Annotated in this window: 17 protein-coding genes and 1 pseudogene; 10 read left to right on the forward strand and 8 right to left on the reverse strand. The window is 71.7% G+C overall.

Annotation, left to right across the window (positions count from 1 at the left end; all coding sequences use genetic code 11):
* Nucleotides 1-32 precede the first annotated feature (32 nt).
* Nucleotides 33-3,752, reverse strand: a complete 3,720-nt coding sequence (locus ACN6LD_RS09665) for an ABC transporter ATP-binding protein (protein WP_445042887.1) — start codon at nt 3,750-3,752, stop codon at nt 33-35.
* Between the two features lie 203 nt (nt 3,753-3,955).
* Complete coding sequence (locus tag ACN6LD_RS09670; protein ID WP_319196333.1) at nt 3,956-4,810, reverse strand: serine hydrolase; 855 nt, start codon at nt 4,808-4,810, stop codon at nt 3,956-3,958.
* Nucleotides 4,811-5,022: 212 nt separating this feature from the next.
* Here ACN6LD_RS09670 and ACN6LD_RS09675 point away from each other — a divergent pair, with 212 nt between their 5' ends.
* Together ACN6LD_RS09675 and ACN6LD_RS09680 are read left to right on the forward strand one after the other, a co-directional pair.
* A complete protein-coding gene (locus ACN6LD_RS09675) occupies nt 5,023-7,305 on the forward strand; it encodes a mannosyltransferase YkcB-related protein (protein ID WP_445042888.1) in 2,283 nt (760 codons plus the stop codon).
* A gap of 187 nt (nt 7,306-7,492) precedes the next feature.
* A complete protein-coding gene (locus ACN6LD_RS09680; RefSeq protein ID WP_306952173.1) occupies nt 7,493-8,299 on the forward strand; it encodes an endonuclease I family protein in 807 nt (268 codons plus the stop codon).
* A gap of 69 nt (nt 8,300-8,368) precedes the next feature.
* On the opposite strand, the gene ACN6LD_RS09685 is transcribed toward ACN6LD_RS09680, so the two are convergent.
* From ACN6LD_RS09685 to speB, 3 genes are read right to left on the reverse strand one after another with little or no spacing between them, the layout of a single operon-like run.
* On the reverse strand, nt 8,369-9,046 hold the full coding sequence (locus ACN6LD_RS09685; RefSeq protein ID WP_319196335.1) for a DinB family protein: 678 nt from the start codon (nt 9,044-9,046) through the stop codon (nt 8,369-8,371).
* 12 nt (nt 9,047-9,058) lie between these two features.
* Complete coding sequence (locus ACN6LD_RS09690; protein ID WP_445042889.1) at nt 9,059-10,759, reverse strand: thiamine pyrophosphate-binding protein; 1,701 nt, start codon at nt 10,757-10,759, stop codon at nt 9,059-9,061.
* On the reverse strand, nt 10,756-11,736 hold the full coding sequence (speB, locus tag ACN6LD_RS09695) for an agmatinase (RefSeq protein WP_445042890.1): 981 nt from the start codon (nt 11,734-11,736) through the stop codon (nt 10,756-10,758). The genes ACN6LD_RS09690 and speB overlap by 4 nt, the downstream gene beginning before the upstream one ends.
* Before the next feature lie 316 nt (nt 11,737-12,052).
* On the opposite strand from speB, the gene ACN6LD_RS09700 reads away from it, so the two are divergent.
* Complete coding sequence (locus ACN6LD_RS09700; RefSeq protein ID WP_445042891.1) at nt 12,053-12,838, forward strand: phosphatase; 786 nt, start codon at nt 12,053-12,055, stop codon at nt 12,836-12,838.
* Between the two features lie 35 nt (nt 12,839-12,873).
* On the opposite strand, the gene ACN6LD_RS09705 is transcribed toward ACN6LD_RS09700, so the two are convergent.
* Entirely contained in the window at nt 12,874-13,746 is an 873-nt protein-coding gene (locus ACN6LD_RS09705; protein WP_445042892.1) for an acyl-CoA thioesterase, read from the reverse strand.
* Nucleotides 13,747-13,783: 37 nt separating this feature from the next.
* Nucleotides 13,784-14,941, reverse strand: a complete 1,158-nt coding sequence (locus ACN6LD_RS09710; RefSeq protein ID WP_057574840.1) for an acyl-CoA dehydrogenase family protein — start codon at nt 14,939-14,941, stop codon at nt 13,784-13,786.
* Nucleotides 14,942-15,351: 410 nt separating this feature from the next.
* On the opposite strand from ACN6LD_RS09710, the pseudogene ACN6LD_RS09715 reads away from it, so the two are divergent.
* The 3 genes and pseudogenes from ACN6LD_RS09715 to ACN6LD_RS09725 form a co-directional block, all read left to right on the forward strand.
* Nucleotides 15,352-15,543, forward strand: a pseudogene (locus ACN6LD_RS09715) (transposase family protein); the annotation flags it as partial.
* Nucleotides 15,544-15,792: 249 nt separating this feature from the next.
* Nucleotides 15,793-16,416 (forward strand): hypothetical protein, encoded by a 624-nt coding sequence (locus ACN6LD_RS09720; protein WP_319193733.1) that lies wholly within the window; start codon nt 15,793-15,795, stop codon nt 16,414-16,416.
* A 429-nt stretch (nt 16,417-16,845) separates the two neighbouring features.
* A complete protein-coding gene (locus tag ACN6LD_RS09725; RefSeq protein WP_319193735.1) occupies nt 16,846-17,031 on the forward strand; it encodes a hypothetical protein in 186 nt (61 codons plus the stop codon).
* Nucleotides 17,032-17,113: 82 nt separating this feature from the next.
* Here the strand turns inward: ACN6LD_RS09725 and ACN6LD_RS09730 are convergent, their stop codons facing one another.
* A complete protein-coding gene (locus ACN6LD_RS09730; RefSeq protein ID WP_445042893.1) occupies nt 17,114-17,845 on the reverse strand; it encodes a TetR/AcrR family transcriptional regulator in 732 nt (243 codons plus the stop codon).
* 97 nt (nt 17,846-17,942) lie between these two features.
* Here ACN6LD_RS09730 and ACN6LD_RS09735 point away from each other — a divergent pair, with 97 nt between their 5' ends.
* Genes ACN6LD_RS09735 through ACN6LD_RS09750 form a run of 4 tightly spaced genes read left to right on the forward strand, consistent with a single transcriptional unit; the run spans nt 17,943 to nt 23,636 of the window.
* Entirely contained in the window at nt 17,943-19,559 is a 1,617-nt protein-coding gene (locus tag ACN6LD_RS09735) for a carboxyl transferase domain-containing protein (RefSeq protein WP_445042894.1), read from the forward strand.
* A 12-nt stretch (nt 19,560-19,571) separates the two neighbouring features.
* Complete coding sequence (locus ACN6LD_RS09740; protein WP_445042895.1) at nt 19,572-21,524, forward strand: acetyl/propionyl/methylcrotonyl-CoA carboxylase subunit alpha; 1,953 nt, start codon at nt 19,572-19,574, stop codon at nt 21,522-21,524.
* Nucleotides 21,521-22,468, forward strand: a complete 948-nt coding sequence (locus tag ACN6LD_RS09745; protein ID WP_445042896.1) for a hydroxymethylglutaryl-CoA lyase — start codon at nt 21,521-21,523, stop codon at nt 22,466-22,468. The genes ACN6LD_RS09740 and ACN6LD_RS09745 overlap by 4 nt, the downstream gene beginning before the upstream one ends.
* Nucleotides 22,469-22,475: 7 nt before the next feature.
* Nucleotides 22,476-23,636, forward strand: coding sequence for an acyl-CoA dehydrogenase family protein (locus tag ACN6LD_RS09750; RefSeq protein ID WP_319193742.1), 1,161 nt, complete (start codon nt 22,476-22,478; stop codon nt 23,634-23,636).
* Nucleotides 23,637-23,763: the final 127 nt, after the last annotated feature.

Genomic DNA, 23,763 nt, shown 5'->3' on the forward strand with positions numbered 1-23,763 from the left:
ACGCCCGAGGTGCGCCGATGGTTGCGCGACCGTCACCGGGACGCGCTCACCGGCTCCTCGGGTTCGGCCGCGCCGACGAAGGTGCGCCACAGGCGGGCGTAGCGTCCGTCCAGGGCGACCAGCTCGTCGTGGGTTCCGTCCTCGACGACCCGGCCGTGGTCCATGACCACCACCCGGTCCGCGCGGGCGGCGGTGGTCAGCCGGTGGGCGACCACGAGGGTGGTGCGGCGGCCCGTCAGACGGTCGGTGGCCTGGTTGACCTGGGCCTCCGTCGCCAGGTCGAGGGCGGCCGTGGCCTCGTCGAGAAGCAGGACGTCCGGGTCGACGAGTTCGGCGCGGGCCAGCGCGATCAGCTGGCGCTGGCCGGCGGAGAGGTTGCGGCCGCGCTCGGCGACCTCGTGGAGGTAGCCGCCGTCGAGCGTGGCGATCATCTCGTGCGCGCCGACCGCCCGCGCCGCCGCCTCCACCTCGGCGTCAGTGGCGTCGGGCCGGCCGTAGGCGATCGCGTCGCGGACGGTGCCGGGGAACAGGTACGCCTCCTGCGGGACGACGCCCAGCCGGTGACGGTACGAGGTCAGGTCGAGGGAGCGCAGGTCCCGGCCGTCCACGGTGACCCGGCCGTCCGTGGGGTCGTAGAACCGGGCCACCAGCTTGACCAGGGTCGACTTCCCGGCGCCGGTCTCGCCGACGAACGCGACGGTCTGGCCGGCCGGGATGCGCAGGTCGATCCCGGTGAGGGCCTCCTCCTCCGTGCCGTAGCGGAAGTGCACGTCCTCGAAGGCGATCTCGCCGCTGAGCGAGCGCACCTCGTGCGGTCGTTCGGCGGACCGCGTGGACGTCGGCTCGCGGAGCAGTTCCTGGATGCGGCCCAGCGAGACGGTCGCCTGCTGGTAGCCGTCGAAGACCTGCGAGAGCTGCTGCACGGGGGCGAAGAACAGGTCGATGTAGAGCAGGTAGGCCACCAGCGCGCCGGTGGTGAGGGTCGCCGCGTCGACCCGTCCCGCGCCCGCGATCAGCACGGCCGCAGCCGCGACCGAGGAGAGCAGCTGCACGAAGGGGAAGTAGATCGAGATCAGCCACTGCCCCCGGATGCGGGCCCGGCGGTAGCTGTCGGAGCGTTCCGCGAACCGTGCCGCGCCGTCCCGCTCGCGCCCGAAGGCCTGCACGATCCGCAGCCCGGACACCGACTCCTGGAGGTCGGCGTTGACCGTCGACACCCGCTCGCGGGCCAGTTCGTACGCCTTCACACTGGCCTTGCGGAAGAAGTAGGTGGCGATGATCAGCGGCGGCAGCGTCGCGAAGACGACCAGCGCCAGCTGCACGTCGATCACCAGCAGGGCGACCATGATGCCGAAGAAGGTGACGACCGAGACGAAGGCGGTGACCAGCCCGGTCTGCAGGAACGTGGAGAGGGCGTCGACGTCCGTCGTCATCCTCGTCATGATCCGGCCGGTCAGCTCCCGCTCGTAGTAGTCGAGGCCGAGACGCTGGAGCTGGGCGAAGATCTTCAGCCTGAGCGTGTAGAGGACGCGTTCGCCGGTGCGTCCGGTCATCCGGATCTCGCCGGTCTGCGCAACCCACTGGATCACCACGGCCAGCAGGGCGAGCAGGGACGCCGTCCAGACGGCGCCCAGCGCCGCCTGGGACACGCCCTGGTCGATGCCGTGCCGGATCATCACCGGCAGCAGCAGGCCCATGCCGGCGTCGACGGCGACGAGGGCGAGACTGACCAGGAGCGGCGCGCCGAAACCGTGCAGCAGCCTGCGCAGGCCGTACGACGTCTCCGGGAGGACCGCCCGCCGTTCGTCGACGCCGGGTGTGTCGGCGGCCGGGGGCAGCGCCTCGACCTGGGCGAGGAGCTCGGGGGTGGCGGGCGTTCCGGACAGCGCCGTGTCCTTCGGCTCGCGGTCGCCGGTCCACAGCCGGGGGGTGACCCCGCGTTCGGCGTCGAATTCGGCGTCCAGCTCGTCGCGGACGGAGGTGTCCTCGCCGGGGGCCGCCGGCCGGGCGTGGCCGGGCGACACGCCGCCGAGCTCGTCGGGGTCGGTGAGCAGCCGGCGGTACAGCGCGGAGCGCTCCTGGAGCTCCTCGTGGGTGCCGAGGTCGGCGAGACGGCCGGCGTCCAGGACGGCGATGCGGTCGGCGAGGCCCAGCGTGGAGCGGCGGTGGGCGATCAGCAGCGTGGTGCGGCCCTGCATGACCTGCTTGAGCGCCTCGTGGATCTCGTGCTCGACCGCCGCGTCCACGGCGGAGGTCGCGTCGTCGAGTACCAGCAGGCGCGGGTCGGAGAGGATCGCGCGGGCGAGCGCGACGCGCTGGCGCTGGCCGCCGGAGAGGGTGAGGCCGTGCTCGCCGACCTTCGTGTCGTAGCCCGCGGGCAGCTCGGCGACGAACCGGTCGGCCTGGGCGGCGCGGGCGGCCGCCTCGATCTGCTCCTGGGTGGCGTCGGGGCGGCCGTAGGCGATGTTGGCGCGGATGGTGTCGGAGAAGAGGAAGGAGTCCTCGGGGACGAGGCCGATCGCGGCCCGCAGCGAGTCGAGGGTGAGCTCGCGCACGTCGTGGCCGCCGATGAGGACCGCACCCCGGGTGACGTCGTAGAAGCGGGGCAGCAGCAGCGAGACGGTGGACTTGCCGGAGCCGGAGGAGCCGACGACGGCGAGGGTCTCGCCGGGGCGGATCTCGAAGCTGAGGCCGTCGAGGACGGGCCGCTCGGCGTCGTAGCCGAAGGAGACGTCGTCGAACTCGACGGTGGCCGGGGCGTCCGCGGGCAGCGCCTTGGCGCCGTCCGTCATCGACGGCTCGGTGTCGATGAGCTCCAGGACGCGCTCGGTGCCCGCGCGGGCCTGCTGGCCGACGGTGAGGACCACGGCCAGCATCCGGACCGGGCCGACGAGCTGGGCCAGGTAGGTGGAGAACGCGACGAAGGTGCCGAGCGTGATGTGGCCGCCGACGGCCAGCCAGCCGCCGAGCGCCAGCATCGCGACCTGGCCGAGGGCGGGCACGGCCTGCAGGGCGGGGGTGTAGCCCGCGTTCAGCCGGATCGTGCGCAGCCGCCCCGCGAAGAGCCGGCGTCCCACCTCGCGGAGCTTCCCGGTCTCCTGCTCCTCCTGCCCGAAGCCCTTCACCACGCGTACGCCGCTGACGGCGCCGTCGACCACGCCCGCCACGGCCGCCGCCTGCGCCTGGGCGTACCAGGTGGCGGGGTGGAGCTTGGTCCGGCTGCGCTTGGCGATGTAGGCGAGGGCAGGCGCCACGGCGAGGGCGACCAGGGTGAGCGGGAGCGACAGCCACGCCATGATCACGAGGGAGATCAGGAAGAGCAGCAGGTTCCCGATCGTCATCGGGAGCATGAAGAGCAGGCCCTGGATCAGCTGGAGGTCGCTGGTCGCGCGCCCGACGACCTGGCCGGTGGACAGCTCGTCCTGACGGCGGCCGTCGAGCCGGGTGATCGTCTCGAACATGTCGGTCCGCAGGTCGTGCTGGACGTCCAGGGCGAGACGGCCGCCGTAGTAGCGGCGGACGTAGGTGGAGGCGTAGACGAGGACGGCGGCGGCGAGGAGGGCTCCCGCCCAGGGGGCCATGTCACGTGAGTGGTCGCCGATGACGTCGTCGATGATCACCTTGGTGACCAGCGGGACCAGTGCCATGACGGCCATGCCGACCAGCGAGGAGCCGAGGGCCAGGGCGACGTCCGCAGGGTGGCGCCGGGCGTATCCCGCCAGCCGTCGTGCCCATCCCCGTTGCTCCGTCACGCCGGTGCCTCCGCTTCCTCGAGCTGACCCTGATCTGCCGGAAGGCACCAACGCCGGGGGGTGCGGATTTCATCCCTCCGTCACCATCCTCTTCTCGGCGTGCGGGTCCCGCCTGCGGAAAGAACTCACGGTCACCTTCCCGTCACCGAAGTGAATCGGCGGCGGGCCGGTGACCGGCGGACAGGATCACGTCCGGGGCGCGCTCAGGAGGCGGCCAGATCCTTGTGGACGACCTTGGCGACGCCCTGGATGGTCGCGATGCCGTAGTTCATGGTGCTGTTGCCGTGCGTGAGGACGGTCATCACGTAGTCGTGGCCGCCGCCCTTGAAGGTGCCGACGCTGTGCACCCGCCAGCCCTGCGTGGCGCGCGACAGCCAGCCGTTCTTCACGTGCCAGGAGACGTTCGCGGGCCGGCCGTACGGGGTGCCCCAGCGCTGCGCCGAGACGACCTTGCCCATCAGGGTGGTGACGTAGGACCGCGAGGCGTCGGTCAGCACCGTGTTCCGGGCGTGGATCAGCTTGAGCAGCTTCTGTTCGTCGGTGACGGTGATCTGGGTCAGACCCCAGTAGTTGTTCGCACCGGGCTTGGTCTGGGTCATCTTCGCGGCCGTCAGGAACTTCTTGATCTTCGTCACGCCGAGCTGCTTCCACAGGGTGGAGGTGGAGGCGTTGTCCGACTTGGTGATCATCGCGGTGGCGAGCGACTTCTCACGGCTGGTCAGCGTACGGCCGGCGTTCTGCGCGTCCCACAGCAGCGCGGACAGGACCGTCACCTTGACCACGCTGGCCGAGTCGTAGGCGGTGGAGGCGCGCAGGGTGCAGGTGGTGTTCGTGGTGCGGTCGTAGAGACCGACGGCGATCGTGCCCTTGCGGCCCACCAGCGCTGCGGTGATGTCCTTCTTCAACTTGGCGGCGAGAGCGGCCTTGTTCGACGTGCAGGCGACGGTGGGCGTGGCGGCGGAGGCGGGCGCGGCGGTGGCCACGCCGGTGACGAGGACGGCGGCGCCGAGCGCCGTGGCGACCAGTCCCCTTCTGCTTCTTGCGGTCCGGTGAGTCATGCCACGTTGACTCACACATCTGACCGATAGTTGTACTCCCGTTCGACACACAGGAGTTCGTGACAGGCTCGTCGCCGGACGGAGACACCGCGCGGACCACGACGAGAAGTGCGAGCCGCGACGGAGGCGCTCTCACGGGTTTCTCACCCGGTCACAGCTCGCCCCCAGGCGGAGCACAGCCCCCGCTCATCGGCCGTGCGCATCGTGCAGTGGTGACATCTGCCACCGATCCCCTCTCCCACCCGACCGTGACTCCCGCCGGGTCTTCCGCCGGGTCTTCCGCCGTGTCCCCGGACCGGCCGCCGCCGGCCGCCGCCGGGACGGCTCCCCCGGCGCACCCGCCGGCGCAGGCGCCCCGCTGGTCGCTGCCCACGCTGATCGCGATCCTGGTCCTGGCGGGGGTGCTCTACGGCTGGAACCTGTCCGGCAGCAGCCTCAACAGCTTCTACAGCGCCGCCGTCTACAGCGGCACGCAGAGCTGGAAGGCGTGGTTCTTCGGCTCGCTCGACGCCGGGAACTTCCTCACCGTCGACAAGCCGCCGTTCGCACTCATGATCATGGGCCTGTCCTGCCGGGTCTTCGGCTTCGGCACCTGGCAGATGATGGCCCCGGAGATCGCGGCGGCGCTGGGCACGATCTGGATCCTGCACTCCTCCGTGAAGCGGGCGTTCGGGCACGCCGCGGCAGCCGTCGCGGCGCTGGTGCTCGCGCTGACGCCCATCACCGTGGCCATCAACCGCGACAACAACCCCGACACGATCCTCGTCCTGTCGATGGTGGCGGGCGCCGCGCTCGCCCTGCGCGCCACCCGCGACGACAGGCTGCTCCCGCTCATCGGCTCAGCGGTCTGCTTCGGCCTCGCCTTCAACACCAAGATGCTCCAGGGCTACATCGCCCTGCCCGCCGTCTTCGCCGTGTACCTGTACGCGTCGAGGACCGGATGGCGGAAGAAGGCCGTCAACCTGGCGCTGGCCGCCGTGGCACTGGCCGTCTCGAGCTTCTGGTGGGCGACGGCCGTCTCGCTCGTGCCGGCCGACGACCGCCCGTACATCGGCGGTTCGACCGACGGCAGCGCCTGGGACCTGATCATGGGCTACAACGGCCTCGGCCGGGTCCTCGGCGGCGAGGGCAACGGCGGGGGCGGCGGGGGCGGCGCCTCCTTCGCCGGGACCGCGGGCATCGGCCGGATGTTCAACGACGTCCTCGGCGGCCAGATCTCCTGGCTGATCCCCTTCGCGGGCGTCGCGCTGGTCGCCGGCCTGGTGCGGTGCGGCCGGGCCCCGCGCACCGACGCGACACGTGCCGCGCTGGTGATGTGGGGCGGCTGGCTCGTGCTGCACTACCTGACCTTCGCCATGGCCGAGGGCACCATGCACCCCTACTACACGACCGCGCTGGCCCCGGGCATCGCGGCGCTGTGCGGGGGCGGCGGCGTCCTGCTGTGGCGCGCCTTCCGCGGCGGCGACGCGCGCTGGTCGTGGGTGCTGCCCGCGGGGCTCGCGATCACCGGCGCCTGGGCGATCGTGCTGCTGCGCCGGGCCGACGGCTGGAACGCCTGGCTCTGGCCGACGGTGGGCGTGGTGACGGCGCTCGCGCTCGTGGGCCTGTTCGTGCTGCGGTCGGCGACCTCGGGCACGAGGCTCCGGCTGCTCGGGGTGTCTCTCGCGGCGGCGGTCGTGGCGGGCCTCGCGGGCCCGACGGCCTACGCGGCCTCGCCGGCCTTCGGCTCCTCCGGCGGCATGATGGGCGGCACCAACCCGACCGCGGGCCCCTCCACCGGCGGCATGGGCGGTCCCGGCGGCCGGATGCCCGGCGGCGCCCAGCAGGGCGGACAGACCGGCGGGACGGTCCCCGGCGGCAACGGCCGGATGACGCCGGGCGGCGGCGCCGGCGAGCTCCCGCAGGGCGGCGGCGCGAGCGGCGCACCGGGCGGCCAGGACGGCCGGCAGGGCGGCGCCGGCGGGGAGTTCCCCGGCGGCTCACCGGGCGGCGAGAACGGCACGGCTCCCGGCGGCACGGCGGGCGGCGCGCCCGGCGGCATGGGCGGAGGCGGCGGCATGGGCGGCGCCGACAGCGGGCTGGTCGAGTACCTGGAGAAGCACCAGGACGGCGCCACCTGGCTGATCGCGGTGTCCAACTCGCAGAGCGCGGGCCAGATGATCCTGAGCACCGGCAAGCCCGTCATCTCGATGTTCGGCTTCACCGGCTCCGACAACGCGATGACGCTGAGCCGCCTCAAGGAACTGGTGAAGAAGGGCGAGCTGCACTACATCCAGCTCGGCGGCGGTGGCGGTCCCGGCGGCGGCAACAACAGCCTGCTGGCCGAGATCACCACGTGGGTGCAGAAGAACGGCACGGCGGTGAAGGCGAGCGAGTACGGCGCGGCTTCGGCCTCCGAGGCCGGTTCCGAGACCGACGCCTCCAGCACGTCCGAAACGTCCACCACGTCCGCCACGTCCACCGTCTACCGGCTGGACGCCTCCGACGTCGGCTGACCCGCACGCCCGGACGGCCTCCGACTCTCCTGTCGGGGGCCGTCTGCGCACGTCAACTCGCGTAGACAAAGGACAGTTTGCCGGTTCCCGTCATCTGAAAGACATGTCAGATTCATTGCCATGACCGCATGTGCATGTCACTCTCCCGATTGCCGCCTTCAATCAACCCGCGTAGATCGGACCCCACATGCTGGCGACACGCATACGCCGATGGAAGTCGGTGGCGCTTGCCACCACTGCCGTCCTGGTCGGCATCACCGCCCCCACGCTCACCGCGTCCCCCGCCGCGGCGACCACGACGGCGTACGACTCCACGTACTACAAGAACGCGGTCGGCAAGACGGGCACGAGCCTGAAGTCCTCCCTGCACACGATCATCAGCGCCAACGTCTCGAAGATCTCGTACTCCGCGGTCTGGAACGCCCTGAAGGTCACCGACCAGGACCCGAACAACAGCAGCAACGTGATCCTGCTGTACAGCGGCGTCTCCCGCAGCAAGTCCCTCAACGGCGGCGACGTCGGCGACTGGAACCGTGAGCACGTCTGGGCCAAGTCGCACGGCGACTTCGGCGAGGTGACCGGTCCCGGCACGGACCTGCACCACCTGCGACCCGCGGACGTGACGGTCAACAGCATCCGCGGCAACAAGGACTTCGACAACGGCGGCAGCACCGTCTCGGGCGGCGGCGGCAGTCTCACCGACTCCGACTCCTTCGAGCCGCGCGACGCCGACAAGGGCGATGTGGCCCGCATGATCCTCTACATGGCGGTCCGCTACGACGGCGGCGACGGCTTCGCCGACCTGGAGCCCAACGAGAAGGTCAACAACGGCAGCAACCCGTACATCGGCAAGCTCTCCGTGCTCAAGCAGTGGAACGACGAGGACCCGCCGAGCGCCTTCGAGGAGAAGCGCAACCAGACCATCTACGACACCTACCAGCACAACCGGAACCCGTTCATCGACCACCCGGAGTGGGTCGAGGCGATCTGGTAGGACCGCGGCACGCACCCCTGAAGGGGCTGAACCTCCCTTGGCGAAAAGGAGGTTCAGCCCCTTCCGGCGTCACCCGCGGGGAGCCCCGTGCCAGCGCCACCGCGTGAGACGCGCACGCCCCGGCATCTCCCCCCGGCCGGTCGCCCACAGCAGGGTGGGCCACGGGCCGGTGTCGGTCGGGGCGTCCGGGAAGAGCCGCGCCAGCACCCGGCCGCACAGTCCGGCGTCCGGCTCCCACCGCACCCCGAGCCCCTCGGCGACGTCGTGCACGTGCACCAGCGTCTCGACGACGCCCATGGCGGCGAAGCCCTCGGGGTCGGAGGCGCCGAACACGTGGTGCGACCTGACGTCCGGCGGGGCGGTGCGCACCATGGCCGTCAGCAGAGCGCCGCTCGCCTCCAGCACCTGCACCAGCCCTGCGACTCCGGCGGCGCGGTCGGCGAAGACGACGTTGGCCGGTCCGCCGGGCCTTTGCGGGCTCCAGACGAAGGGCACCTCCCGGTCCGACGGCGGCTGCTCCGGCCCCAGTTGAGCGGCGTAGGCGAAGAGATCGTCGGCGAGGTGCTCGACGGTCTCCCAGCAACTCCATTCCAGGGAACCGGCCTTGACGTCCCAGTCGGCCTCCCGCGCCCCGCGCAGCACGACCACCGCCGCACGGACCGCGTCCTTCACGTCGTCGGCGGTGACGGGGCCGGGGCCGCACCGGGCGCCGGGGCGGGGGCCGGGTGATCCGGGTGCTTCAGACATGCCGGGACGGTATCAACGGCCCTCGCCGGCCCCGGTGTGCGTCGGCGCGAACATGCGCAGCGTCAGCGGGAGCACGACGACCGACGGGCCGGGCTCGGACAGGGCCTTCGCCAGGTCCGCCGCCAGGGCGTCAGCGGACGTCCGGACACCCGGCACGCCGAAGGACTCCGCCAGCGCCGCATAGTCCGGGCGGGCCAGCTCGGTGCCGGCAGCCGCGCCGAAGGAGTCCGTCATGTACTCGCGCAGGATGCCGTAGCCGCCGTCGTCGACGATCAGCCAGGTGACGTTCAGGTCGTGCTGGCGGGCCGTGGCCAGCTCGGCGACCGAGTACGGGGCGCCGCCGTCGCCGGACACGGCGAGCACCGGCCGGGTCGGGTCGGCCACCGCCGCGCCCAGCGCCGCGGGGAAGGCGTAGCCGAGGCCGCCGGCGCCCTGCGCGGAGTGCAGACGGTTGGGGCCCTTGGCGTCGAACGCCGACCAGGCCCAGTAGGTGAGGATCGTCATGTCCCAGAAGGACGGGGAGTCGGCCGGCAGCGCCCTGCGCACCGACGCCAGCACCTCCTGCTCCAGGGTGAGGTCCTGGGCGGCGATGCGGCTTGCGACCCTGGCGAGCAGGTCCCGTACCCGGCCGGGCGCGGTCTCGTCCCGCCGGGTCTCCACCGTCTCCAGGAGCGCCTGCAACGCGAGGCGGGCGTCCGCGTGGATGCCCAGCGCCGGGTGGTTGGACTCCAGCTTGCCGAGGTCCGCCTCGATCTGGACGACGCGGCCGCGAGGCGTGAACGTGTGGTAGTTCGACGACAGTTCGCCGAGGCCCGAGCCGACCACCAGCAGGACGTCCGCGTCCTCCAGGAAGTCCGTGGTGTGGCGGTCCTCCAGCCACGACCGGAGGGAGAGGGGGTGGGTCCAGGGGAACGCGCCCTTGCCGCCCGGGGTGGTGACGACGGGCGCGTCGAGCCGCTCCGCGAGCTGCCGCAGCTTGCCCGACGCGTCCGCCCGGACCACTCCGCCGCCGGCGATGATCGCCGGGCGCTCGGCACGCGACAGCAGGTCGGCGGCCAGGGCCGTCAGCTCGGGGCGCGGCGGCAGTTCGTCGGGGAACGCGTCGCCGCCCGTCACGACCGGGATCGACGTCTGCGCCAGCAGCACGTCCTGCGGAATCTCCACCCACACCGGGCCGTGCGGGACCGTCAGCGCGGACTTCCAGGCAGCCTCGATCGCCGACGGGATCTGCGACGCGGTGCGGGCCTGGTGGACGGACTTCACGACACCCCTGAACGAGGCCGCCTGGTCCGGGAGTTCGTGCAGATAACCGTGCCGGCCGCCGCCCAGCCCGGCCGTCGGGACCTGACTGCTGATCGCCAGGACGGGGGCGGAGGCCGCCGCGGCCTCGTGCAGCGCGGCGAGGGAGGTGAGCGCGCCCGGGCCCGTCGACAGCAGCAGCGGGGCCGCCTCCCCGGTGATCCTGCCGTACGCGTCCGCCGCGAACCCCGCGTTGTTCTCCATCCGCAGGCCGACGTAGCGCAGCGAGGAACGGCGCAGGGCGTCGAAGACGGCGAGCGCGTGCTGGCCGGGCAGGCCGAACACCGTCGTCGCGCCGAGTCCGGCCAGGGTCTCCACGACCAGGTCTCCGCCGGTGCGGCCGGGGGGAGGGTTCAGTGCGGCCTCCGTCTGCGCGGCGGTCGGGCGGAGCACCAGGTCGTGGTCGTGGGTCACTTGCCCTCGTTCTCCTTGCGGGCCTCGGCGATCTGGCGGGACATGATCGTGGTGAGTTCGTACGCCGTGTGGGACGCGGCCACCGACGTGATCTCCGCGTGATCGTACGCGGGGGCCACCTCGACGACGTCCGCCGAGACCAGGTGGCAGGAGGCCAGGCCGCGCAGGATCTCCAGGAGCTCGCGGGAGGTCATGCCGCCCGCCTCCGGGGTGCCGGTGCCGGGCGCGTGCGCCGGGTCGAGGCAGTCGATGTCGATGGAGATGTACAAGGGGCGGTCGCCGATGCGCTGCCGCAGCTGGTCGGCGATCTCGTCGGCGCCGCGCCGGTACACGTCCGCCGAGGTGACGATGCCGAAGCCCATCTTCTCGTCGTCGGTGAGGTCCTGCCTGCCGTAGAGGGGACCGCGGGTGCCGACGTGGGACAGCGCCTCGGTGTCGAGGATGCCCTCCTCCACGGCCCGGCGGAACGGCGTGCCGTGCGTGTACTCCGCGCCGAAGTAGGTGTCCCAGGTGTCGAGGTGGGCGTCGAAGTGGAGCAGGGCCACGGGACCGTGCTTGCGGGCGACCGAGCGCAGCAGGGGCAGGGCGATGGTGTGGTCGCCGCCCAGGGTCATCAGACGCGCGCCGGTGCCGAGCAGGTCGTCCGCGGCCGCCTCGATCGTGTCGACGGCCTCGTGGATGTCGAACGGGTTCACCGCGATGTCGCCGCCGTCCGCGACCTGGGCGAGGGCGAACGGGGAGGCGTCCTGCGCCGGGTTGTACGGCCGCAGCAGCCGGGACGCCTCACGGATCGCGTTGCCGCCGAAGCGGGCGCCGGGCCGGTAGGAGACGCCCGAGTCGAACGGCACGCCCACGACGGCGACGTCGGCGCGGCCGACCTCGTCGAGGCGGGGCAGCCGGGCGAAGGTCGCGGGGCCGGCGTACCGCGGGACGCGGGAGGAGTCGACGGGGCCTCGGGGCGTCTCGTTGCCGTCCATGATTCGTATGCCTTCTTTCTCACGCTTCGTCGCGTATGCACTGCTTCTCGTCCGACCCTACTGGGGCGGGTCGGGGGCTCCCGTCGACCCTAGGCAGCCCTGCGACGGCTGCGAACTGTACGTTTCGTCCATCGCAGGGCCGTCAACCGTACGGGACCGGCAAGGATCGTCCGGGGGCGGCAGGAGCCGACCGGGACCGGCAAGGACCGTCCGGGAGCGGTGAGGAGCGTCCGGGACCGGCGCGGGGGTGCGTGACGCGTGTCCCAGCGTCCGGAACTGCGGGGACGCGCACAGTCGCCTGCCCCACAATGAGACCATGCCGATATCCGCGACGCCCAGCCGCGTCGAACTCGTCGACCACCTCGTCAGAACCCGTATCGCCGGGGACGTCGCCACCCCGCGCGAGAACAACCTCTCGCACTACCGCCAACTCGCGAACGGCGTGCGCAACTTCTGGCTGGGCCTGGAACTCGGCGACCGGTGGACCGACGAGCAGGACGTGCTCGCGGTGATGGCGGAGCGGGTGGGCGTCAACGACGACCCCGAGTACCGCTACGGCCAGGACACCATCGACCCCGAGCTGACGGTCGACGGCCTGAACCGGATGGCGGCCCGGCTGCGCAAGGCGGCCGGGGGCCGGCAGCGGGTGCTGTTCGCCACCGGACACCCGGGCGGCCTGCTGGACGTGCACCGCGCGACCGCCGCGGCCCTGCGCGCGGCGGGCTGCGAGATCGTCGTCATCCCGCCCGGTCTGCAGACCGACGAGGGGTATGTCTGGCAGGTCGCCGACGTGGCGGTGCTCGAGCACGGGGCGACGCTGTGGCACACCCACTCGGGCGAGCCGATGAAGGCGATCCTGACGGCGCTGGAGCGCGCGGGGCGCCCGCTGCCGGACCTGGTCGTCGCCGACCACGGCTGGGCGGGATACGCCGGGCGGCACGGCGTGGACTCCGTCGGCTACGCGGACTGCAACGACCCGGCGCTGTTCATCGGCGAGGCGGAGGGCGTCGTCCAGGTGGCGGTCCCGCTGGACGACCACGTCGTCAGCCCGCGCCACTACGACCCGATGGTCGCCTACCTTCTCGCGGAGGCGGGCCTGTAGGACCGGGGGTTCGGACGGAGGTCCAGGACAGGGGCTCAGTCCGCCCGGGGGACGCGGACCACGCCCTCCTGGATCACCGACACCGCGAGCCGGCCGTCCTGCGTGTAGATGCGGGCCTGGCCGAGGCCGCGGCCGCCGTACGCGGAGGGCGACTCCTGGTCGTACAGGAGCCACTCGTCGGCGCGGAACGGGCGGTGGAACCACATCGCGTGGTCGAGGGACGCCCCCACCACGTCTCCCACGGCCCAGCCGCCGCGCCCGTGCGCGAGCAGCACCGAGTCGAGCAGGGTCATGTCGGAGACGTAGGTGGCGAGGACGACGTGCAGCAGAGGGTCGTCAGCCAGCTTGCCGTTGGTGCGGAACCACACCTGGGAGTGCGGTTCGCGCGGCTCGCCGAACTTCCCGTACGGCGGCTCGTCGACGTAGCGCAGGTCGATCGCCTCGCGGGCCTCCAGGAACCGCTCCACGACCGCCGGGTCGAGGTGGCCGTAACCGCGCAGCCGCTCCTCGGAGGTGGGCAGCGCCACCGGGTCCGGCGAGGCGGGCATCGGCGCCTGGTGGTCGAGGCCCTCCTCGTACGTCTGGAAGGACGCCGAGAGCGAGAAGATCGGCCGGCCGTGCTGGATGGCGACCACCCGGCGGGTGGTGAAGGAACGGCCGTCCCGGATGCGCTCGACGTCGTAGACGATGGGCGCCCCGGGGTCCCCCGCACGCAGGAAGTAGGCGTGGAGGGAGTGGGCCGGCCGGTCCTGCGGGACCGTCCGCCCGGCGGCGACCAGCGCCTGGGCCGCCACCTGCCCGCCGAAGACGCGCGGGACGACGGCGGACCGGGACCGGCCGCGGAAGATGTTCTCCTCGATCTGCTCCAGGTCGAGGAGATCGAGGAGATCCTGTAGTGCGTGGCTCATGGCGTCCAGTTTGTACCGGGCGGTGTTCGCCAGGACCTCAGAGGCCCATGTCCTTGGCGATGATCGACTTCATGATCTCGCTGGTGCCGCCGTAGATGCGGTTGACGCGGTTGTCCGCGTACAGGCGGGCGATCGGGTACTCGTTCATGAAGCCGTAGCCGCCGTGCAGCTGGAGGCAGCGGTCGATCACCCGGTGGGCGACCTCGGTGCAGAACAGCTTGGCGCTGGCGGCCTCGGCCGGGGTCAGCTCGCCGGCGTCCAGCGCCTCGGTGGCGCGGTCGGCGACGGCCTCGGCCGCGTCCACCTCGGCCTGGCAGGCGGCCAGCTCGAACTTGGTGTTCTGGAAGTGCGCGACCGGCTTGCCGAAGACCGTGCGCTCCTGCACGTACTGCTTGGCGAACCGGACGGCGGCCTTGGCCTGCGCGTACGCGCCGTAGGCGATGCCCCAGCGCTCGGAGGCCAGGTTGTGGCCGAGGTAGTAGAAGCCCTTGTTCTCCTCGCCGAGGAGGTTCTCGACGGGCACCTTGACGTCGACGAACGCCAGCTCGGCGGTGTCGGAGGTCTTCAGGCCGAGCTTGTCCAGCTTGCGGCCGATCGAGTAGCCCTCGGACTTGGTGTCCACCACGAGGAGGGATATGCCGTGCCGGCGGTCGTCGGCGCTGGGCGCGTCGGTCCGGGCGCAGACGATCATCTGGTCGGCGTGGACGCCGCCGGTGATGAAGGTCTTGGAGCCGTTGAGGACGTAGTGCGTGCCGTCCTCGCTCAGCTTGGCGGTGGTCTTCATGCCCGCGAGGTCGGAGCCGGTGCCCGGCTCGGTCATCGCGATCGCCCACATCTCCTCGCCGGAGACGAACTTCGGCAGGTACCGCTTCTTCTGCTCGTCGGTGGCGAGCAGCTTGATGTACGGCAGACCGAGCAGGACGTGCACGCCGGAGCCGCCGAACGTGATGCCCGCGCGGGCCGTCTCCTCGTACAGGACGGCCTCGAACTTGTACGAGTCGATGCCGGCGCCGCCGTACTCCTCGTCGACGCGGATACCGAAGACGCCCAGCTCGGCGAGCTTGTAGTAGAAGTCGCGCGGCGCCTGGCCGGCCGCGAACCACTCGTCGTAGACCGGGACGACCTCGGCCTCGATGAAGGCCCGGAGGGTCTCCCGGAACGCCTCGTGGTCCTCGTTGAACACCGTACGGCGCACCGCCGCCACCCTTCTGTGCGCCAAGACCGGCGCCGCTCTCGCGTACCTGGTTGCTCGCCGTGGGGGTTCCTCAATTGGTGGTTGCGGTTCCCTACGGCTAAGCGCTCGCTCAGGGACAACCGTACCGGCGGGTAGGGAAGGGCGTCCAGACCCCTCGGGCCTCAGCGCCCGTAACGCTCGTCACGTACCGGCAGGCGGGCGGCCTGATCGCCGGGGAAGGCTGCTCTCTCGCTTCGAGAGCTCTGCCAAAGCGTCACAGGAGTCCGAGGAAAGCGTCACGGACGTTCCCGACGCCTCGGTCACCCAGGTTCCCGACATCCCGGTCACGGATGAGCCCACGTACACCGGCAAGCCAGTTCCTGGCGCAAGATCCAGGCCAAGTTCAACGTCACGGTTCGGCGAAACGCAAGCGCCGCCCGCCAGGCGGTGAACTCACCCTCACCGAGCGGACCGAGAACCGGGTTCTGTCCGCGGCCCGGGCACCTGTCGAACGAGGCATGGCGCGGCTGAAGTCCTGGCAGATCTTCCGCAGATCCCGCATCAGCCCCAACCGAATGAGCGTCATCACCAAAGCCGTCCTCACCCTGGAGAAGCAACGCTGAAAACGCTCATTGCCACGGCGGCAATCACGGCCATCGACAGGGCATGACTGGGCCTCATGAACTTGCTTGCCCCGAAGCATTGTTCAGCGGTCGTGCTCTTGGCACAAAGTCTGCTGTGGTCTGGCCCAGGACCGTAGCCGTGATCGCTAAGCCTTGGCCATCGCTTTCAGGTCAATGATCGTGCGCGCTGCGAACCAACGAGTCCGGGACCCGCTCCTACTGGGTAGCAGACCGTACTCAGGGGGAGTAATGAATCACCGCTCAAACCGTGTACTCGGCATCACTGTCGCCACGTTAGTCGGCCTCGTCGGTTGCGGCAGCAACAAGCCTGCGTCTGAGTCCCGCTCGACCGCCATGCCTGCGTATGTAGCCGCCTACCGCGCCGGATACACCGTGGGCAAGGCGGTTTATGACTCTTCGGGCAAGGGTGCGGCCGTGCACGAGACCGTGTGGGGCGGCTGCACCCGGCGGGCCCTGGAGGCCGGCAGTGCTGCCGAGGTGGATCGTGGCGCCTGGGTTCAGGGTTGCCTCAACGGCGTCGCCAACACCTCTGAGCAGGTACCCACCGGTCCTGTGACCAAACGGACCCCGGACGCGAAGCTCTTGGAGCAGTTCCGTACCTGGGCTCGCGCCAAGGGCGAAGGGCGGCAAGTCGACCACACCCGCGCGCTGATTGCAGCCCAACTGACCGAACACGACTATGACGTTGAAATAAGCACGGACTACCCGGCAGGGGCCGGAAAGTCTGAATCTGAAACGCTCGCCCACAGCTTCGTTGAGTGGTGGGATGGTGACCATGGCCGGGATGGCATCGCCAGGAACATTCTGATCCTCGGGGCAGATGGCAGAAAGGTGACCGCGCAACGCATCTGAGGGTCGTGCCCCTTGGTGTGGCGTAGGCGATCATTCGTCGGTGGCGGGCAGCAGGGTGTTCTTGTCCGGATAGAGGCTGTCCATGCTCTCGCTGGAGAGGTAGAGGCGGGGGGCGATCCACTCGTTTCTTCCAGAGGCGGCAGATGATCTCCACGAGAGCGCCGAGGGCGACGTCGCCCGGTGCCCAGCAGCGGAAGTAGGAGGTCTCGCCGGTGTAGCGGTGGCGGCGGGCGACAAGCACACTCATCCCGTCCGGCTGAACTGGACTCCGTCCAGCTGGACTCCGCACATGGCGGAGAGTTCACTCACGCCGAGGCGCAACTCGCCAAGTACCGTGCCCACATGGACTGGTGGCATGCCAAGTCGCTGGACCAACAGGCTTCACGTGACTTCATGCACGACATCGCACGCCGACTCTGAGGAACGGCCGTGAGAAACGACATCACCTGGGAAGACCCCTTTTGTGCCGAGGGCAACAACTGCTTCCGCGTAGGCACCGATCTCGACGGCAACGCCAACATCGCCTTCGCCGGTCAGGAGGACACCCCCCTCACCGACAGCCGCGAAGCCCTCCGCACCCTCATCCTGGAGATCAAGGCGGACCACCTCCTGTAGGCCGACAGGGGGCCGCCGGGTCGTAGCCGGGGGCGTCGGGAGCCGTACTGCTCGTCGGCGACCTCCGTCGGTGAGCGGGCGCTCAGCCGCGCGCCCCCGCGTCGCCCGCCGCCGCGAACGCGCCGCGGGCCATGCGGTGCAGCAGCTCGGCCGTGGCCGCGCGGCCGGGGAGGGAGCCCGGGCGGCCCAGGTGCGGGGTGGAGTTCAGCAGACCGAAGACCGAGTGGACCGCGGAGCGGGCCGCGGGCTCGGCGAGGTCCGGGTACAGCGCGCGCAGCGCCTCCACCCACAGTTCGACGTACTGCCGCTGGAGCTGGCGGACCAGCTTGCGGTCGCTGTCGCGCAGGCGGTCCAGCTCCCGGTCGTGCAGGGTGATCAGGGGACGGTCGTCGATCGCGAAGTCGATGTGCCCCTCGATGAGCGAGTCCAGGACTGCCTCCGCCACCGCCGGGCTGGCTCCCGCCTCCGCCACCGTCGGGCCGCCTCCCGCCTCCGGCACCGCCGGGCCGCCGCCCCTCGCCGCCCGGCCGGTACCCGTCCCCGCCCGGTCGGCGTCCGTCCCCACCCTCTCGCCGCCCGCCTCCGCCAGGCGCCGCCTGGCACCGGTCAGCAGCTGCCCGCTGATGCCCACCAGCAGTTCCGCGAGCATCGCGTCCTTGCCGGGGAAGTGCCGGTACAGACCGGGGCCGCTGATGCCGACCGCGGCGCCTATCTCGTCCACCCCGACGCCGTGGAACCCGCGCTCGGCGAACAGCCGCGCGGCCTCCCTGAGGATCTGCTCGCGCCGGGTGGGGGCGTCGGTTCTCGTGGCCATGGGAGCAATTCTAGACAGGGAGGTTAGCGGTCGTTAACCTGAAGGAAATGGTTAACGCTCATTAACAGTCGATCACTGGCGTGAGGGGACCGCGAGGATGGAAGAGGCACCGGAGCTGACGAGCGCGGGCGACCCCGCGTCGGAGGCCTGGCGGGCCAACGAGGAAGCGCACCGCGCACTCGCCGAGGAGCTGCGCGGCAAGCTGGCCGCGGCCCGGCTGGGGGGCGGTGAGAAGGCGCGGGCACGGCACACCGCGCGCGGCAAGCTGCTGCCCCGGGACCGGGTGGACGCGCTCCTGGACCCGGGGTCGCCGTTCCTCGAGCTCGCCCCCCTCGCCGCCGACGGCATGTACGACGGGCAGGCCCCGGCCGCCGGCGTGATCGCCGGGATCGGCCGGGTCAGCGGGCGCGAGTGCGTGATCGTGGCCAACGACGCCACCGTCAAGGGCGGCACCTACTACCCGATGACGGTGAAGAAGCATCTGCGCGCCCAGGAGGTGGCGCTGGAGAACCGCCTGCCGTGCCTCTACCTGGTCGACTCCGGCGGGGCCTTCCTGCCGATGCAGGACGAGGTCTTCCCCGACCGCGAGCACTTCGGCCGGATCTTCTACAACCAGGCCCGGATGTCGGGGGCCGGCATCCCGCAGATCGCGGCGGTCCTCGGGTCGTGCACGGCCGGCGGGGCCTATGTGCCCGCCATGAGCGACGAGGCGGTCATCGTCCGCGGCCAGGGCACCATCTTCCTGGGCGGCCCGCCGCTGGTGAAGGCCGCCACCGGCGAGGTCGTCACCGCGGAGGAACTGGGCGGCGGCGAGGTGCACTCCCGGGTCTCCGGTGTGACCGACCATCTCGCCGAGGACGACGCGCACGCGCTGCGGATCGTGCGGAACATCGTCGCCACGCTCCCCGGGCGCGGCCCGCTGCCCTGGCAGGTGCGGCCGGCCGTGGAGCCCAAGGTCGACCCCTACGGGCTGACCGGCGCCGTGCCGGTCGACTCCCGCACCCCCTACGACGTACGCGAGGTCATCGCGCGCGTGGTCGACGGCTCCCGCTTCGCGGAGTTCAAGTCCGAGTTCGGACAGACCCTGGTCACCGGCTTCGCCCGGATCCACGGCCACCCGGTCGGGATCGTCGCCAACAACGGCATCCTGTTCTCCGAGTCCGCGCAGAAGGGCGCGCACTTCATCGAGCTGTGCGACCAGCGCGGGATCCCCCTGGTGTTCCTGCAGAACATCTCCGGCTTCATGGTCGGCAAGGACTACGAGGCCGGGGGCATCGCCAAGCACGGCGCCAAGATGGTGACGGCGGTGGCGTGCACGCGCGTGCCGAAGCTGACGGTCGTCGTCGGCGGGTCGTACGGCGCGGGGAACTACTCCATGTGCGGCCGGGCCTACTCGCCCCGCTTCCTGTGGATGTGGCCCAACGCCAAGATCTCCGTCATGGGCGGCGAGCAGGCCGCCTCCGTCCTCGCCACCGTCAAGCGCGACCAGCTGGAGGCCGGCGGCCAGGAGTGGCCCGCGGCGGACGAAGAGGCGTTCAAGGACCCGATCCGCGCGCAGTACGAGCGGCAGGGCAACGCCTACTACGCGACCGCCCGGCTGTGGGACGACGGGGTCATCGAACCGCAGGAGACCCGGCAGGTGCTGGGCCTGGCCCTGACGGCCTGCGCCAACGCGCCGCTGGGCGAGCCCCGGTTCGGCGTCTTCCGGATGTGAGGAGGGGACTTCATGTTTGACACAGTGCTCGTGGCCAACCGGGGCGAGATCGCCGTCCGCGTCATCCGCACGCTGCGCGCCATGGGCGTGCGCTCGGTGGCGGTCTTCTCCGACGCCGACGCGGACGCCCGGCACGTCCGCGAGGCGGACACGGCCGTGCGGATCGGCCCGCCGCCCGCCGTCGACAGCTATCTGTCGGTCGAGCGGCTGCTGGAGGCGGCCGCGCGGACCGGCGCCCAGGCCGTCCACCCGGGATACGGCTTCCTGGCCGAGAACGCCGGCTTCGCACGTGCCTGCGCCGACGCCGGGCTGGTCTTCATCGGACCGCCCGCCGAGGCCATCGCGCTCATGGGCGACAAGATCCGGGCCAAGGCCACCGTGCGGGAGGCCGGGGTCCCGGTGGTGCCGGGATCGAGCGGCAGCGGCCTGACGGACGACCAGCTCGTCGCCGCAGCCCACGAGATCGGCGTGCCCGTGCTGCTGAAGCCCAGCGCGGGCGGCGGCGGCAAGGGCATGCGGCTGGTGCGGGACACCGCGGCGCTGGCCGAGGAGATCGCGGCCGCCCGCCGCGAGGCCCGCGCCTCCTTCGGCGACGACACGCTCCTCGTCGAGCGGTGGATCGACCGCCCCCGCCACATCGAGATCCAGGTCCTGGCCGACGGCCACGGGAACGTGGTGCACCTCGGCGAGCGCGAGTGCTCGCTCCAGCGCCGGCACCAGAAGATCGTCGAGGAGGCGCCGAGCGTCCTGCTCGACGAGGCCACGCGCGCGTCGATGGGCGAGGCGGCCGTGCAGGCGGCGCGCTCGTGCGGATACCGGGGCGCGGGCACGGTGGAGTTCATCGTGCCGGGCGACGACCCGTCGGCGTACTACTTCATGGAGATGAACACCCGCCTCCAGGTGGAGCACCCGGTCACCGAACTGGTCACCGGCCTCGACCTGGTGGAGTGGCAGCTGCGGGCGGCGGCGGGCGAGCCGCTGTCCTTCGGCCAGGAGGACGTCCGGCTGACCGGGCACGCGGTGGAGGCGCGGATCTGCGCCGAGGATCCCGCGCGCGGCTTCCTGCCCTCCGGCGGCACGGTGCTCAGGCTGCGCGAGCCGCAGGGCGACGGTGTGCGCACCGACTCCGGGCTCAGCGAGGGCGCCGAGGTCGGCAGCCTCTACGACCCGATGCTGTCCAAGGTGATCGCCTACGGCCCGGACCGGGAGACGGCCCTGCGCAGGCTGCGTGCGGCCCTCGCGGAGACGGTCACGCTGGGCGTGCAGACCAACGCCGGGTTCCTGCGGCGGCTGCTGGCGCATCCGGCGGTCGTGGCGGGCGATCTGGACACGGGGCTGGTGGAGCGGGAGGCGGAGTCCCTCGTCTCCACCGACGTGCCGGAGGCGGTGTACGAGGCCGCGGCGGCCGTACGGCTGGACGCCCTGCGCCCGGCGGGCGACGACTGGGTCGACCCCTTCTCGGTGCCCAGCGGCTGGCGGCTGGGCGGCGTCGCGCGGCCGCCCGCCTTCCACCTGCGCGTCACCGACCCGGTCGCGCACACCCCGCGCGGCACGCATTCCGTCACGGGCGACCGGGTGTCGGTGACGCTGGACGGCGTCCGGCACACCTTCCACCGGGCCGCCGACTGGATCGGGCGCGACGGCGACGCCTGGCAGGTGCGCGACCACGATCCGGTCGCCGCCTCGCTCACCGGGAACGCCCACGCGGGCGCGGACTCGCTCACCGCGCCCATGCCGGGCACGGTGACGGTCGTCAAGGTGGCCGTCGGCGACGAGGTGGCGGCCGGCCAGAGCCTGCTGGTGGTGGAGGCGATGAAGATGGAGCACGTCATCTCCGCCCCGCACGCGGGCACGGTCGCCGAACTCGACGTGTCGCCGGGCTCGACGGTCGCCATGGACCAGGTGCTCGCGGTCATCGCCCCGGCAGCCGCCGCGGCCGCCGCCCCGGCGAAGGAGGACCGATGACGCTCCCCATGGTCGTACCGGACCCGGACCTGCCGGCCCGGGTGCGCATCCACGAGGTCGGCGCACGCGACGGACTGCAGAACGAGAAGACCACCGTGCCGACGGCCGTCAAGGCGGAGTTCGTGCACCGGCTCGCCGGCGCGGGCCTCGCCACCATCGAGGCCACCAGCTTCGTCCACCCGAAGTGGGTGCCCCAACTCGCCGACGCCGAGCAGCTGTTCCCGCTGCTGAGCGACGTGGACGCGGCGCTGCCGGTGCTCGTGCCGAACGAACGCGGACTCGACCGCGCGCTCGCCCTGGGCGCCCGCCGGGTCGCCGTCTTCGCCAGCGCCACCGAGTCCTTCGCCAAGGCCAACCTCAACCGCACCGTGGACGAGGCGCTGGCCATGTTCGAGCCGGTGGTGGCGCGCGCCAGGGCCGAGGGCGTGCACGTGCGCGGCTATCTGTCCATGTGCTTCGGCGACCCGTGGGAGGGCGCGGTGCCGGTCGGCCAGGTCGTGCGGGTCTGCCGCGCCCTGCTCGACCAGGGGTGTGACGAGCTGAGCCTGGGCGACACCATCGGGGTCGCCACCCCGGGCCACGTCCGGGCGCTGCTGACCGCGCTGAACGGACAGGGCGTGCCCACCGGCGCGCTCGGCGTGCACTTCCACGACACCTACGGTCAGGCGCTCGCCAACACCCTCGCCGCGCTCCGGCACGGCGTCACCACCGTCGACGCGTCGGCGGGCGGTCTGGGCGGCTGTCCGTACGCCGAGTCCGCCACCGGAAACCTCGCCACCGAAGACCTCGTGTGGATGCTGCAGGGCCTCGGCATCGACACCGGGGTCGACCTCGGCCGTCTCGTCGCCACGAGCGAGTGGATGGCCGGCCACCTGGGCCGACCCAGCCCGTCCCGCACCGTACGAGCCCTCGGTAACACGACACAGCCCCACAAGGAGCAGTGACCCCGACATGGACCACCGTCTCTCCCCCGAACTGGAAGAACTCCGCCGCACCGTCGAGGAGTTCGCGCACGACGTCGTCGCGCCCAAGATCGGCGACTTCTACGAGCGGCACGAGTTCCCGTACGAGATCGTCCGCGAGATGGGCCGTATGGGCCTGTTCGGGCTGCCGTTCCCGGAGGAGCACGGCGGCATGGGCGGCGACTACCTCGCCCTCGGACTCGTGCTGGAGGAACTGGCGCGGGTCGACTCGTCGGTGGCGATCACCCTGGAGGCGGGCGTCTCGCTGGGCGCCATGCCGATCCACCTCTTCGGGACGCCGGAGCAGAAGCGGGAGTGGCTGCCGCGGCTGTGCTCCGGCGAGATCCTCGGCGCGTTCGGGCTGACCGAGCCGGACGGCGGCTCGGACGCGGGAGCGACGCGCACGACGGCCCGCCTCGACCCCGACACGGACGAATGGGTCATCAACGGTTCCAAGTGCTTCATCACCAACTCGGGCACGGACATCACCGGGCTGGTCACCGTCACGGCGGTGACGGGGCGCAAGCCGGACGGCAGGCCGCTGATCTCGGCGATCATCGTGCCGGCCGGCACCCCGGGCTTCACCGTCGCGAGCCCCTACTCGAAGGTCGGCTGGAACGCCTCCGACACCCGTGAGCTGTCCTTCTCCGACGTGCGCGTCCCGGCGGCGAACCTGCTCGGCGAGGAGGGGCGCGGGTACGCGCAGTTCCTGCGCATCCTCGACGAGGGGCGCATCGCCATCGCCGCGCTGGCGACCGGACTCGCCCAGGGCTGTGTGGACGAGTCGGTGAAGTACGCCAAGGAACGGCGTGCGTTCGGCCGTCCGATCGGCGCCAACCAGGCCATCCAGTTCAAGATCGCCGACATGGAGATGAAGGCCCACACGGCCCGCCTCGCCTGGCGGGACGCGGCCTCGCGGCTGGTGGCCGGCGAGCCCTTCAAGAAGGAGGCCGCGCTGGCGAAGCTGTACTCGTCGACGATCGCCGTCGACAACGCCCGCGACGCCACCCAGGTGCACGGCGGTTACGGCTTCATGAACGAGTACCCGGTGGCCCGGATGTGGCGCGACTCCAAGATCCTGGAGATCGGCGAGGGCACGAGCGAGGTCCAGCGGATGCTGATCGCCCGCGAGTTGGGCCTGACGGACTGATCCGGCGGGGGCCGGCCCCCAGGGCGCCGCGTCGCGTTCGGAGCCGGCTGGAAGCGACCCTGCCCTCCGCGCCCCGCGCGCTCACATCGGACGACCCCTCTGCCGCGGCGGCCTCGTGGACGTATCA

The organism is Streptomyces sp. SAS_272, from assembly GCF_052543235.1.

Bases quoted from the DNA above. Each gene is read 5' to 3' on its own strand.
- ACN6LD_RS09670 (WP_319196333.1), bottom strand. From the start codon at position 4,810: ATGACTCACCGGACCGCAAGAAGCAGAAGGGGACTGGTCGCCACGGCG.
- ACN6LD_RS09680 (WP_306952173.1), top strand. From the start codon at position 7,493: ATGCTGGCGACACGCATACGCCGATGGAAGTCGGTGGCGCTTGCCACC.
- ACN6LD_RS09685 (WP_319196335.1), bottom strand. From the start codon at position 9,046: ATGTCTGAAGCACCCGGATCACCCGGCCCCCGCCCCGGCGCCCGGTGC.
- speB (WP_445042890.1), bottom strand. From the start codon at position 11,736: ATGGACGGCAACGAGACGCCCCGAGGCCCCGTCGACTCCTCCCGCGTC.
- ACN6LD_RS09700 (WP_445042891.1), top strand. From the start codon at position 12,053: ATGCCGATATCCGCGACGCCCAGCCGCGTCGAACTCGTCGACCACCTC.
- ACN6LD_RS09705 (WP_445042892.1), bottom strand. From the start codon at position 13,746: ATGAGCCACGCACTACAGGATCTCCTCGATCTCCTCGACCTGGAGCAG.
- ACN6LD_RS09720 (WP_319193733.1), top strand. From the start codon at position 15,793: ATGAATCACCGCTCAAACCGTGTACTCGGCATCACTGTCGCCACGTTA.
- ACN6LD_RS09730 (WP_445042893.1), bottom strand. From the start codon at position 17,845: ATGGCCACGAGAACCGACGCCCCCACCCGGCGCGAGCAGATCCTCAGG.
- ACN6LD_RS09735 (WP_445042894.1), top strand. From the start codon at position 17,943: ATGGAAGAGGCACCGGAGCTGACGAGCGCGGGCGACCCCGCGTCGGAG.
- ACN6LD_RS09740 (WP_445042895.1), top strand. From the start codon at position 19,572: ATGTTTGACACAGTGCTCGTGGCCAACCGGGGCGAGATCGCCGTCCGC.
- ACN6LD_RS09745 (WP_445042896.1), top strand. From the start codon at position 21,521: ATGACGCTCCCCATGGTCGTACCGGACCCGGACCTGCCGGCCCGGGTG.
- ACN6LD_RS09750 (WP_319193742.1), top strand. From the start codon at position 22,476: ATGGACCACCGTCTCTCCCCCGAACTGGAAGAACTCCGCCGCACCGTC.